Genomic DNA, 13,293 nt, shown 5'->3' with positions numbered 1-13,293 from the left:
GGGGGGGGGGCCGGGCCCCCCCCCCCACCCCGCTGCGGCCCACCGCCCCCCCCCACAAGGGGGAGGGTGAAGAGCGCGACGGTCCCGCCTGGCATTGGATCGATGAGAGGCCGGCCATCGTGAGTTCCAGCCAATCCCATCGTCTCACATCCGGCGGTCTCATCGACCGTTCCACCCCCCTCACCTTCCGCTTCGACGGCATGACATTTTCCGGCTTCCAGGGCGACACGCTGGCGTCGGCGCTGGTCGCCAATGGCGTCAAGCTGGTCGGCCGCTCGTTCAAATACCATCGTCCGCGCGGCATTCTGACTGCGGGCTCGGAAGAACCCAACGCGCTGGTCGAACTGCGCACCGGCGCACGGCGCGAGGCCAACACCAAGGCCACGACGGCCGAACTGTATGAAGGCCTCGAAGCGGCAAGCCAGAACCGCTGGCCCTCGCTGCGCCACGATGTGATGTCGGTGAACCAGCTGTTCGCACCGATCTTCGTCGCCGGCTTCTACTACAAGACCTTCATGTGGCCGGCAAAATTCTGGGAAATGGTCTACGAGCCGGCGATCCGACGCGCCGCGGGTCTGGGTCGCGCGGCGGTCACCCCCGATCCGGATCACTACGACAAGGCCTGGGCGCATTGCGATGTGGTGATCGCCGGCTCCGGTCCGGCCGGTCTCGCCGCCGCACTCGCTGCAGGCCGCAGCGGTGCGCGCGTCATCCTGTGCGAAGAAGATTTTGCGCCCGGCGGCCGTCTGTTGTCGGATGGCGGCACGATCGACGGTCTGCCGGCCGCGGAGTGGCTGTCGCGCACACTGGCCGAACTCAGCTCAATGCCTGACGTTCGCATCATGACGCGCACGACGCTGTTCGGCGTCTATGACGGCGGCACCTATGGCGCGATCGAACGCGTCAACGATCATCTGCCGGTTCCGCCCGAGCATCAGGTGCGACAGCGGCTGTGGCGCATCGTGGCCAAGCGCTGTGTTGTGGCTGCAGGCGCGATCGAGCGTCCCATCGTCTTTGCCGGCAACGATACGCCCGGCGTGATGATGGCGTCGGCGATGCGGACCTATGTCGCGCGTTATGCCGCGACGCCGGCAAAGCGTGTTGCGCTGTTCACCAACAATGAGGATGGCTGGCGCACGGTCGAGACCGCGCTCACAGCCGGACTGCAGGTCGCGGCGGTGATCGATGCGCGGACTGACGTCTCGCCTGCCCATCGTTCCCTCGCCTCCAGGAACGGCTTCACCGTGCTGCATGGTTCGGTCAGCGGCGTCGACGGCGGCAAGGACGGCGTAAGAAAAATAGCGGTGTCGCTGACCGGCGGCGCGCGCGCCGAGGTCGAGGCCGACGGGCTTGCCGTTTCCGGCGGCTGGAATCCGGCGGTCGGGCTCACCTCTTACCATCGCGGCCGGCCGAAATGGCGAGACGACATCGCCGCCTTCGTGCCGGACGGCGCGCCGCCCGGTATGGTCGCCGCAGGTGCGGCTAACGGCGACTTCGGGCTAGGCGCCTGCCTGCGCGCAGGTTTCGAGGCCGGCGCCGCAGCGGCGCGGGACGCGGGACGCAATGGCAATCCGGGCTCTGCAGCTGTTGCCGGCGACGAGTCCTTCTCACTGACCCCGCTCTGGCACGTCGCCGGCAAAGGCAAGGCCTTTGTAGACCAGCAGCATGACGTCACCGCGTCCGACATCGAGCTGGCGCAGCGCGAGGGTTTTGAATCGGTCGAGCATCTGAAGCGCTACACCACGCTCGGCATGGCGACCGACCAGGGCAAGACGTCCAATGTCGCCGGCCTCGCCATCATGGCGGCGGTGTCGGGCAAATCCATTCCCGAGACCGGCACGACCATCTATCGCCCGCCGTACGTGCCGGTCGCCATCGGCGCCTTTGCCGGCCACCATCGCGACGAAAATTTCCATGCGACGCGGCTGACGCCGTCGCATCACTGGGCGGCCGAACAAGGCGCGATCTTTGTCGACACCGGCCTGTGGAAGCGCGCGCAATGGTATCCGCGCGCGGGCGAGAAGGACTGGCTGGAATCGGTCACCCGCGAGGTCAAGGCGGTGCGCTCGGGCGTCGGCTTCTGCGATGTCTCGACGCTGGGCAAGATCGATGTGCACGGCCCCGATGCCGGCGCCTTCCTCGACCGCGTCTACATCAACACCTTCTCAAACCTTGCCGTGGGAAAAGCCCGCTACGGGCTGATGCTGCGCGAGGACGGCCTCGTCTATGATGACGGCACGACCTCGCGGCTGGCCGAGGACCATTATTTCCTCACCACGACCACGGCGAAGGCCGGGCTGGTGATGCAGCATCTCGAATTCTGCCGGCAGGTGCTATTCCCCGAACTCGACGTGCAACTGACCTCGGTCTCCGACCAGTGGGCGCAGTTCTCGATTGCCGGGCCAAGGACGCGAGACCTGTTGAAGGAAATCGTCGACCCTGCCGAGGACCTTTCGAACGAAGGTTTTCCCTTCATGGGCGTGCGCGAAGTCGCTTTGCGCGGCGGCATCAAGGCGCGGCTGTTCCGCATCTCCTTCTCCGGCGAGATGGCGTTCGAGATTTCGGTGCCGGCGCGTTACGGTGAAGCGATGGCACGCAATTTGATGCTGGCGGGAAAACCGTTCGGCGTGACGCCGTATGGCACAGAAGCCCTCGGCGTCATGCGCGTTGAAAAGGGCCATGTCGCCGGACCGGAACTGAGCGGCATGACGACCGCCGCCGATCTCGGCCTCGGCAAGATGATGTCGACCAAGAAGGATTTCATCGGTCGCGTCATGGCCGGCCGCGAGGCGCTGGTGGCGCCGGACCGGCAGGTCGTGGTCGGCATCAAGCCGATCGACAAGGCGCGCCGCCTGCGCTCCGGCGCGCACATCATCCCGAAGGGCCAGACGCCCGGGCCTGATAACGACCAAGGCTACGTCACCTCGGTCTGCTTCTCGCCGACGCTCGACCAGTGGATCGGTCTCGGCCTTGTCGAGCGCGGCCGCGAACGCATCGGCGAGATCGTCCACGCGCATGATCCGCTGCGCGGTGAAGACTATGATGTCGAGCTCTGCAATCCCGTCTTCTACGATCCCGATGGAGGGCGCCAGCGTGGCTGATTTTTCCTGGGATGTTCGTAGCCCGCTCGAGCGGGCACTTGTTGTCGGGCCTTACGGCGCGAACGGCAATGTCGGCGTGTTGCTGACCGAAATCCGCAATTTCGACCTGATCCAGGTGATGGCGCGGCGCGGCAAGGCGGGAGATTTGGCCAACGCTGCGAAGGCAAGCTTCGGTGTTGCGGCTCCTGAGACACCCAAGGCGGTGCAGACTTCGGATGCGACGCTGATCTGGTCGGGACCGGACCAGTTCTTCGTGCTGTTGAAGGGCGGCAAGCATGGGACTGAAGCACTCGCCCAGACGTTCGCGTCTTCCGCTTCGCTATCGGACCAGTCGCATGCGCGAGTGCTGATCAGTATCTCCGGTACCAAGGCGCGGGCGATGCTGGGCAAGCTGTCGTCGATCGATCTGCATCCCGATGCATTTCTGGTTGGGGCGGCTGCCGCGACCTCGATGGATCACACCAGCGTCACGCTCTGGCGCGGGAATGACCGGCCGGATGGGCAGGCGGTGTTCAACGTGCTGATGTTTGCGACATTTGCTGAAAGTCTGTGGCACACGATGCTGGATTCGGCGGCGGAGTATGGTGTCGAGATCGGGCATTCCGAGGATTTGGCGTAGCGCTTGTGCGCTTCTTCCTTCTCCCCTTGTGGGAGAAGGAAGATCGGCGCGTTAGTGCCGAGACGGATGAGGGGTGTTCCAGGGTACGCCAACGTCTCACCGCTGGAACACCCCTCATCCGTCGCCTGCGGCGACACCTTCTCCCACAGAGGGAGAAGGGGGAGCCAGCCTTGCCAAACGCAACTGCGCTGCTATTCTTGCAGCTAAAGTAATTTTACACACAGGCAAACTTGTTTCTCGAACCGCAAGGCTGAGATGAGCCAGTCGCCCTACCCTTCAGTGACAGCCGGGCCGCCCCGGCCAAGCCTCATCCTGCGGCCCGGCCAGATCGCGCTGCCGCCGGGCATGGAGCGGTATGCGGCCCCCGGTAACGGCGCGGTGCTGATCGATATCGAGGCCGGCGATACATTTGCCATCCGCAATGTCGAGGGCGGCCAGGCCTGCGAGCTTTTGGCCTGGGACAAGTCAGGCGCCACCGACCCCGCCATCTTCGGCGAAAAGTCCAATAGCAATGCCGCCGGGATCAAGGCGCTATTGGCCGAGGGCGACGATAGCCTCGCTTCCGTGCGCCGCGGACTCGAGCGCCGCCAGGTGCAGCTTGACCAGGCCAAGGCGGTGCGCGTCTTCGGCGGCGCCACGCCGGCAGGCACCGAGCAGGCCTTCACCGTCGCGCGCGATGGCGGCTTGCTGATTGCAGCGCCTAGCGGGCCGATGCTGGTCGACGGCCACGACACGGCAACGCCGCTCACCGTCATGGTGCGCCGCGCCACCGTGCGCCTGAAGACAAAGTCGCAGCTGGCCGATCCGCTTGCCGATCCGGTGCTCGATCTGCGCGTCCATTCGGCGACAGCCGAACCCTATTTCGTCAAGGCGGGCGACTACCTGCAGATCATCGATGTCGACGGCCGCCAGTGCACCGATTTCCAGTGCTTCTCGGCGCGCAAGCTGGACAAGGGGCTGGACCATCCGCTCGACGTAACGACCACGCGCACGCTGATGGGGTCGAGCTACCCGATGCCCGGCCTTCACTCGAAATATTACGACCAGGACATGGAGCCGTTGGTCGAGGTTATCCAGGACACATGCGGCCGGCATGACGCGTTCGCGCTGGCGTGTGCCGCCAAATATTACGACGACATCGGCTATCCCGGCCACACCAACTGCTCGGAGAATTTCAACCGCGCGCTGGCCGACAAGGGTGTCACCCCACGTGCCGGCTGGATGGCGATCAACTTCTTCTTCAACACGGCGATCGACGCCCATGGCGTCATGGTGTCGGATGAGCCGTGGTCGCGCGCCGGCGACTATGTCCTGCTCAGGGCGCTCACCGACATCGTCTGCGTCTCCTCCGCCTGTCCCGACGACACGACACCGGCCAATGGCTGGAACCCGACCGACATCCATGTGCGAACCTATTCCGGCCAACACAAATTCTCGCGAGCGATCGCCAGACGCATGACGCCCGATTCGGAACCGAAAATGACCCGCGAGACCGCCTTCCATTCAAGCTTCGCCAAGCACACCCGCAACTTCGTGGAATACCGGGGTTATTGGCTGGCCAATTCCTTCGCCAAGGAAGGCGCCATCGCCGAATACTGGGCCTGCCGGCAGGATGCCGTGATCATGGACCTGTCGCCGTTGCGCAAGTTCGAGGTCACCGGCCCGGATTCCGAGGCGCTGCTGCAATACACGCTGACCCGCGACGTCAAGAAGCTCGGCGTCGGCCAGGTCGTCTATTCCGCCATGTGCTACGAGCATGGCGGCATGATCGACGACGGCACGCTGCTGCGGCTCGGCAAGGACAATTTCCGTTGGGTCGGCGGCGACGACCTGTCCGGCGAATGGCTGCGCGACACCGCGAAAAAGCTTGGCCTCAACGTGCTGGTGCGTTCCTCCACCGATCAGATGCACAATGTCGCTGTCCAAGGGCCGAAGAGCCGTGACATTTTGCGAGAGGTGGTCTGGACCTCGCCGCTGCAACCGTCGATCGACGAACTCGAATGGTTCCGCTTCGCTGTCGCGCGCATCGGCGGCGGCAATGGCATTCCGGTCGTGGTGTCGCGCACCGGTTATACCGGCGAGCTCGGCTACGAAATCTGGTGCCACCCACGCGACGCCGAAAAAGTGTTCGATGCCATCTGGGAGGCCGGCCAGCCGCACGGGCTGAAGCCGATGGGCCTGCAGGCACTCGACATGGTGCGCATCGAAGCCGGGCTGATCTTCGCCGGTTACGAATTCTCCGACCAGACCGACCCGTTCGAGGCGGGCATTGGCTTCACCGTACCGTTGAAGGCCAAGACCGACGATTTCATCGGCCGCGAGGCTCTGATAAGGCGCAAGGAACATCCGCAGCACAAGCTCGTTGGCCTTGACATCGACAGCAATGTCGCCGTCGGCCATGGGGATTGCGTCCATATCGGCCGCGCCCAGATCGGTGTCGTCACCTCGGGCATTCGCTCGCCGGTGCTGAACAAAAACATCGCTCTGGCGAGGCTTGACGTCACCCACGCGGCAATCGGCACAGAGGTGGAGATCGGCAAGCTCGACGGTCATGCCAAGCGGCTGCCGGCGCGCGTCGTGGCCTTCGCCCACTACGATCCGCAAAAGACCAGGCCGCGATCCTGAGGGTTGCACCCCCGGCCCTTCGCAGGCTCAGGGCGTTCGAAGCTCGAAAGCAATTGGCTTTCCGTCCGCTACCGCGGACCGCTTCTCACCCCACAAGGGGAGAAGGACAAAGCGAGCGTTTCGCAACCGTGATGTGCACGACGCCACAAATCACTTGACGTGAAAGCGCGCCGGATCAATCTTCACTGTTAAGAAAAAAATACGACTGAGTGGAAACACTGGAGTCGTGCGGTCATGTACCGGGGAACAAGCTTCGCGAAGCCGAGGCATCACCGGCCGGGAACACAAAATGGGGAATTCAGACAGATGAGCACGATTACCACTGCCCTGGAGCAGCCCGCTGAAGGCAAGCTGCTCCGCAACATCGACTGGCGCGGCGCCTTCTGGGTGGCGAGCGGCGTTCCTGCCCTTGTCCTGTTTTCGATCGGCGGCATTGCCGGAACGACGGGAACGCTGGCCTTCGGGATCTGGATCGCTTCCATGATCATGGGCTTCCTGCAATCCTTCACCTATGCCGAGATCGCCGGCCTGTTCCCGAACAAGTCGGGCGGCGCCTCGATCTACGGCGCCACCGCCTGGCTGCGTTATTCCAAGTTCATCGCGCCGCTGTCGGTGTGGTGCAACTGGTTCGCCTGGTCGCCGGTGCTGTCGCTGGGCTGCTCGATCGCCGCCGCCTATATTCTCAACGCGCTGGCGCCGGTGCCGCTGTTCACCGAGGCGTCGCCGGACGTCGTCGCCTATATCGCGGCGCATGCCGGAACGGTGCCTGCCGACGCCATCGCCGCGGTGACCGCGGCGGCCACGCCGGCGATCCGCAACTGGACGCTGTTCAGCCACACGCTAGGTCCTGTCTCCTTCACCCTCAATGCCACTTTCTTCATCGGCGCGGTGCTGATGCTGATCATCTTCTCGATCCAGCATCGCGGCATTCTCGGCACCGCCAATGTGCAGAAGTATATCGGCCTCCTGGTCATCATCCCGATGCTGATCGTCGGTGTCGTGCCGATCGTCACCGGCCAGATCAACTGGGCGAACTTTTCGCCGCTGGTGCCGCTGGCGGCGGCTTACGCGCCGGAGCCCGGCTCGTGGAACATTGCCGGCTGGACGCTGGTGCTGGGCGGCATGTTCATCGCCGCATGGTCGACCTATGGTTTTGAGACCGCCGTCTGCTACACATCGGAGTTCAAGAACCCGGGCACCGACACGTTCAAGGCGATTTTCTATTCCGGCCTGCTCTGCATGCTTCTGTTCATCCTGGTGCCCTTCACCTTCCAGGGCGTGCTGGGCCTCAACGGCATGCTGGCGACGCCGATCGTCGACGGCTCGGGTGTCGCCGATGCACTGGCCGGCATGGTCGGGGGTGGCGCATTGATCCACAGCCTCTTGGTGATGCTGATGATCCTGGCGCTGGTGCTGTGCATCATGACGGCAATGGCCGGCTCGTCGCGCACGCTCTACCAGGGCTCGGTCGATGGCTGGCTGCCGCGCTATCTCAGCCACGTCAACGAGCATGGCGCGCCGACGCGCGCCATGTGGACCGATCTCGTCTTCAACCTGATCGTGCTGGCCATCGCCTCGGCCGACGCGACGAGCTTCTTCTTCATCCTCGCCGTGTCGAACTGCGGCTACATCATCTTCAACTTCCTCAACCTCAATGCCGGCTGGATCCACCGCATCGACAACGGCCACATCAACCGGCCTTGGAAGGCGCCGAGCTGGCTGCTCGGCCTCGGCGCCATCTTCGCCTATGTAAACGCCATCTTCATGGGCGCCGGCGCCAAGGTGTGGAACCCGATGGCGCTCTGGGCCGGCCTGATCACAGCCGCCTTGATCATCCCGGTGTTCTGCTACCGGCACTACGTCCAAGACAAGGGCAAGTTCCCCGACCACATGCTGGCCGACCTCGGCATGGCGGGCGCAGACCTCTCGGTCAAAAAGGCAGGCATGCTGCCCTACCTGACGCTGGTCGCCGGCGTGGTGGTGATGCTGCTCGCCAACTGGTACTTCGTCATCTGAAAGTGATGGCTTGAAAAGAATGGGCGCGCTTCGGCGCGCCTGTTTCTTTTTATGGCAGGACGTCAGCCGGCCTTGCGAATGGCCCCTTCGGAGCCTTCGAAGAACCGGTTCGGCGGCCGCTTCAGGCCGAGATTCTCGCGCAAGGTGGTGCCCTCATACTCGCGCCGGAAGAGCTTTCGCCGCTGCAGCTCGGGCACCACCTTCTCGGCGAAGTCGTCGAGCCCGGCTGGCAGATAGGGGAACATGACGTTGAAGCCGTCTGACCCTTCGGCAAACAGCCATTCCTCCATCGAATCGGCGATGGTTTTCGGCGTGCCCACGAAAGCAAGGCCGGAATAGCCGCCGAGCCGCTGCGCCAGCTGGCGGACGGTCAAAGTCTCTCGGCGCGCCAGCTCGATGACGCGCTCACGGCCGCTCTTGGAGGCATTGGTCTCGGGGATTTCGGGCAAGGGCGCGTCGGGATCGAAGCCGGATGCGTCGTGCCCCAGCGCGATCGACAGCGAGGCAATGCCGCTCTCGTAATAGACCAGGCTGTCGAGCTTGGCGCGTTTGGCCTGTGCTTCCTCGACGCTGTCGCCGACGATGACGAAGGCGCCGGGCAGGATCTTGATGTCGTCGCGCGAACGGCCGAGCTTCTCGGCCCGGCTTTTGACATCGGCAAAGAAGCGCTGCCCGGACGCCAGATCGGAATGGGCGGCGAAGATCACCTCCGCCGTTTCGGCTGCCAGCTGCCGCCCGGCCTCAGATGCGCCGGCCTGGACGATGACCGGCCAGCCCTGCACCGGCCGCGCAATGTTGAGCGGGCCGCGCACCGAGAGATGCTCGCCCTTATGGTCGAGCACATGCAGCTTCGCGGGATCGAAATAGAGCCCGCTCTCGGCGTCGCGGATGAAGGCGTCGTCGGCAAAGCTGTCCCAGAGGCCGGTCACCACATCGTAGAATTCCCGCGCATTGTGATAGCGCTCGTCGTGCTCGACATGCTCGTCGAGGCCGAAGTTCAGCGCGGCGTCGGGATTGGATGTGGTGACGATGTTCCAGCCGGCGCGGCCGCCGCTGATATGGTCGAGCGAGGCGAAGCGACGGGCAATGTGATAGGGCGCGTCGAAGGTCGTCGATGCGGTGGCGACAAGGCCGATATGATCAGTGACGGCGGCGAGCGCCGACAGCAGCGTGAACGGCTCGAACGAGGTCACCGTGTGGCTGCGCCGTAGCGCCTCGATCGGCATGTTGAGAACGGCCAGATGGTCGGCCATGAAGAAGGCGTCGAACTTCGCCGCCTCAAGCGTCTGCGCAAAGCGCTTCAGATGGGCGAAGTTGAAGTTGGCATCGGGATATGAGCCGGGATAGCGCCAGGCCCCGGTGTGAAGACTGACCGGACGCATGAAGGCGCCGAGCCGCAATTGCTTATTGTCTACCATGGGATGATCACCTGATGCGAACGAGGGTTGCCGCTCCGATATGTAAGCAGGATCGGACGGCTTTGCCGTCCTGGGAAGGAATTCTGTTTTGCAAAACCGGCGCCGCGAAGCATTTTCATACAGGTGGCCGTTCAACCTATTTTGATGAACCCGCCTGGTGTTGAGATACTTGCCTGGGTGCTCGGTGCCACCGGCAAGGAGAAAGCCAGAACGCCGCACGTCAAGCGTACGGCGTTCCAGCATTTTCCAAGGAAGATCCTGTGCCCCAGCAGCGCCTACTCGGCGGCCAGCGCCAGTGGCGGCCTGTCATTGTCCTGCACGGCCTCATCAGCCGGCTTCCTGCCTTTCTTCGGCTCGCGGCCGAAGAACAGCGCGTAGCCTGCCGGCAGCACCAGGATGGTGAGTACGGTGGCGACGAGGATGCCGCCCATCATGGCGTAGGCGAGCGGTCCCCAGAACACCGCACGCGAGATCGGGATCAGCGCCAGCACCGCCGTCATCGCCGTCAGCACGATCGGCCGGAAACGGCGCACGGCCGAGCCGATGATGGCCTCCGATCGGTCCATCCCCCTGGCGATGTCCTGATCGATCTGGTCGACCAGGATGATCGAGTTGCGCATGATGATTCCGAGCAGCGCGATGACACCAAGGATGGCGACGAAGCCGAACGGCGCGCCGCTGATCAACAGAGCCGCCGCCGCACCGATGATGCCGAGCGGACCGGTGGCCAGCACGAGCATCGCCTTGCCGAAATGCTGCAGCTGGATCATCAGGAGCACGACGATGACGGCCAGCATGATCGGCGCCTTGGCGGCAATCGAGGCCTGGCTTTCGGCGGAATCTTCCGCACCGCCCTGGATCTCGATCTTGTAGCCGGGCGCCAGGCCGGCGCGCATGCCCTGCATGTCATTGTAGAGCTTGGTGACGACGTCGTTCGACTGCACGCCATCCGGCAGCGTGGCGCGCACCGAGATGGTCGGCAGGCGGTCGCGCCGCCATTCGACGCCCTGCTCGAGCACCGGCACCACCTTGGCCACCTGCGACAGCGGCACGAAGCCGCCGAAATCGGTCGGGATATAGACCGAGTCGACCGAGGACAGCAGGCTGCGGCTGGCGTCCGGTTCGCGGGCGACGATGGAAACCGTCTCCTCGCCATCACGGAAGTCATCGAGCGGCGCGCCGGACATCGCTGCCTGCAGCATCTGGCGGATGCGCTGCGAGGTGACGCCAAGCGCACGGGCGCGGTCCTGGTCGATGACCAGCTTCATCGCCGGTACCGGCTCCAGCCAGTCGTCATGGACGGCGCCGAGGAGCGGATTTTCGGCGAATTTCGCCTTCACCTGGTCAGCTATGCGGCGCACCTCCTGGCGGTCCGGACCCATGATGCGCATCTGCACCGGCCAGCCGGTCGGCGGGCCGAGGAACAGACGGTCGACCTTGGAGCGGATCGAAGGGAAATCCTGCGCCAGGACTGAGCGCAGCTTGAGGATCAGCCGCTCACGTGCCGGCTCGTCATTGGCCATCACCAGAAGCTGCGCATAGTTCGGATTGCGCAATTGCTGGTCGAGCGGCAGGAAGAAGCGCGGCGCGCCTTCGCCGATATAGGTGGCGATGAAGCGCTTGTCCTTGTCGTCCATCATCCGGGCTTCCAGCGCTTTGGCCTGCGTCTCGACCTCCTTGATCGAGGTTCCCTCAGGCAACCAGAGATCGACGAGGATTTCCGGCCGCGAGGATTGCGGGAAGAAGTTTTGTGGGATGAACTGGAACGCCCACAGGCTGGTGGCGAAGGTGACCAGCGTCATCACCAGAACGATGATGCGGTGGCGCACCGCCCAGCCGACCGTGGCGCGCAGCCGCCGGTAGAAGCCGGTGTCGAAGGCGTCATGATGGTTGCCGGCGTGTTTGCGCTGCTTGAGGATCATGTAGCCCAGCCACGGCGTGAAATAGACGGCGACGAACCACGACACGACCAGCGCGATGCCGACCACATAGAACAGCGTGCGCACATATTCGCCTGCGGTCGAGGCGGCGAAGCCGACCGGGATGAAGCCGGCTATGGTGATCAGCGTGCCGCTCAGCATCGGGAAGGCGGTCGAGGAATAGGCGAAGCTCGCCGCCTCGATCTTGACCAGCCCCTCCTCCAGCTTGCGCTCCATCATCTCGACGACGATCATGGCGTCGTCGACCAACAGCCCGAGCGCGATGATCAGGGCGCCGAGCGAAATGCGCTGCAGATCGATGCCGAGCTCGTACATGATGGCGAAGGTGGCGGCCAGCACCAGCGGAATGGCAATGGCGATGACCAGGCCGGAACGCCAGCCGATCGACAGCAGCGAGACAGCAAGCACGATCAGCAGCGCCTCGCCGAGCGCCTCCATGAACTCGTTGACGGCGTCCTTGACAACCTCGGGCTGGTTGGAGATCTGGTCAACCGCAACGCCGTAGGGCAGCGCTTCCTCAAAGCGCTTGTAGGTCGCCTCGACATCCGTGCCGACGTCCCTGACGTTAAAACCCTTGGCCATGACGACGCCGACCTGGACGCTTTCGTGGCCGTTGAAGCGGTACTTGCGCTGATAGGGATCTTCGAGACCGGAACTCACGGTGGCGATGTCGCCAAGACGTGTCACCTGACCACCGGCGCGCAGGCGCAATTCCCTGATGTCGGCAGCCCTGGTGACATCGCCCTCGACCGAGATGCGCACCGAGCGCAGGCCGGTGTCGACGGAGCCCGCCGGATCGACATTGTTCTGGCCCTTGATGGCGTTCTGCAGGTCGGTCAGCGTCAGGCCGCGTTCGGCCAGGGCCTTGGACGAGACGTCGATATAAAGCTTCTCCGGCTGGTCGCCGATGATGACGGCCTTCTCGACGCCCGGCGTCGTCAGCAGCATGTCGCGAGCCTGGGTGGCGAATTTCTTCAGCTCCGGATAGCTGTAGCCGTCGCCGCCGATCGAGTGCAGGGTGATGAAGGTGTCGCCGAACTCGTCGTTGAAATAGGGCCCGAGCAGGCCTTGCGGCAGGTCGCCGGAGATGTCGCCAACCTTCTTGCGCACCTGGTAGAAGGCGTCCTTCACCTCCTCTGCATTGGTGTCGCCCTTGATCTGGACGGTGATGATGGCGCTGCCGGCGCGGGTGTAGGAACGGACGAAGTCGAGGTGCGGCGTTTCCTGCAGCTTGCGCTCGATCTTGTTGACGACCTGGTCTTCCATCTCCTGGATCGAGGAGCCCGGCCAGATCGCCTGGACGACCATGACGCGGAAAGTGAAATCGGGGTCTTCCTTCTGGCCCATGCGCATCAGGCCGAGCGCGCCGGCAATGATGATCAGACCGAACAGGAAGCGCGCGATCGAGGGATGGCCGATGGCCCAGCGCGAAAGATTGAAAGGCTGCTTTTCAGTGCTGTCGGTGGTGGTCATCGGCGTCAGTCCAATTCGTTGATCGTGCGCGCATGCGCTTTGCATGCAGCTAGGATATTCCGATGCTGGCTTCCGGGCGGCGAGGCTTTCCGAGCGGAGAG

6 protein-coding genes are annotated in these 13,293 nt (G+C 64.1%); 4 read left to right on the top strand and 2 right to left on the bottom strand.

Annotated features, from left to right (window positions below; all coding sequences use genetic code 11):
- The first annotated feature begins 119 nt into the window (after nt 1–119).
- The 4 genes from NKI88_RS15410 to NKI88_RS15395 all read left to right on the top strand — a co-directional run bounded on the left by NKI88_RS15410 (nt 120) and on the right by NKI88_RS15395 (nt 8,361).
- Complete coding sequence (locus NKI88_RS15410) at nt 120–3,101, top strand: sarcosine oxidase subunit alpha (RefSeq protein ID WP_023704838.1); 2,982 nt, start codon at nt 120–122, stop codon at nt 3,099–3,101.
- Nucleotides 3,094–3,720, top strand: coding sequence for a sarcosine oxidase subunit gamma (locus NKI88_RS15405; RefSeq protein WP_023687059.1), 627 nt, complete (start codon nt 3,094–3,096; stop codon nt 3,718–3,720). Before NKI88_RS15410 ends, NKI88_RS15405 begins: the two co-directional genes overlap by 8 nt.
- A gap of 255 nt (nt 3,721–3,975) precedes the next feature.
- Nucleotides 3,976–6,345, top strand: a complete 2,370-nt coding sequence (locus NKI88_RS15400; protein WP_023704837.1) for a trimethylamine N-oxide demethylase — start codon at nt 3,976–3,978, stop codon at nt 6,343–6,345.
- 306 nt (nt 6,346–6,651) lie between these two features.
- Nucleotides 6,652–8,361, top strand: coding sequence for a trimethylamine N-oxide permease (locus NKI88_RS15395; RefSeq protein ID WP_023684441.1), 1,710 nt, complete (start codon nt 6,652–6,654; stop codon nt 8,359–8,361).
- A 62-nt stretch (nt 8,362–8,423) separates the two neighbouring features.
- Here the strand turns inward: NKI88_RS15395 and NKI88_RS15390 are convergent, their stop codons facing one another.
- Together NKI88_RS15390 and NKI88_RS15385 are read right to left on the bottom strand one after the other, a co-directional pair.
- A complete protein-coding gene (locus tag NKI88_RS15390; protein WP_023704836.1) occupies nt 8,424–9,779 on the bottom strand; it encodes an LLM class flavin-dependent oxidoreductase in 1,356 nt (451 codons plus the stop codon).
- 275 nt (nt 9,780–10,054) lie between these two features.
- Nucleotides 10,055–13,192 carry an efflux RND transporter permease subunit gene (locus NKI88_RS15385; protein ID WP_023696637.1) on the bottom strand — a complete coding sequence of 1,046 codons (3,138 nt, stop codon included), beginning with the start codon at nt 13,190–13,192 and terminating at the stop codon, nt 10,055–10,057.
- Nucleotides 13,193–13,293 lie beyond the last annotated feature (101 nt).

This window comes from Mesorhizobium sp. M0317, assembly GCF_040321555.1.
In the GTDB taxonomy this organism is placed as follows: Bacteria; Pseudomonadota; Alphaproteobacteria; order Rhizobiales; family Rhizobiaceae; genus Mesorhizobium.
Note: the sequence above shows the minus strand (reverse complement) of the source record. Positions and strands in the feature narration are given on the sequence as shown.